We start from the raw sequence: 311 nt of genomic DNA on the forward strand, positions 1-311 counted from the left end.
TGACTCCTGAATACCTCAAATTCGGCACGCCTACGGTACGCCCACCACCAACTGCAGATACCCTTATCCTGATGTACGTAAAGCCGCTCGAAGCCAGACTGCTGACAAACTTTCGCGAGTCGACAGAGCAAGGCCAACGCCAGATGATGATCTCATCGACGCATGCCGAGAAACTGTCCTCAGAAAAATTACCCGACAAAGGTGCGGCTTCGGACTAGCCGCAATTGCCGTTCCGCCGTGGCATGGTCGCCGACAAAGCGGCGATGGTATCTGCGACTGCGAGCGAACGTGCGACGTTCACCAGATAGGCT

General features: G+C 55.6%; 1 protein-coding gene. It reads left to right on the plus strand.

The window, feature by feature from the left end; translation table 11 throughout:
• On the plus strand, positions 1–218 hold a 218-nt coding region (locus tag F2P45_RS35895), incomplete at its 5' end, for a hypothetical protein (RefSeq protein ID WP_223164942.1).
• Positions 219–311: the final 93 nt, after the last annotated feature.

This window comes from Massilia mucilaginosa, assembly GCF_011682145.1.
Classification (GTDB): Bacteria; Pseudomonadota; Gammaproteobacteria; order Burkholderiales; family Burkholderiaceae_D; genus Telluria_A; species Telluria_A mucilaginosa.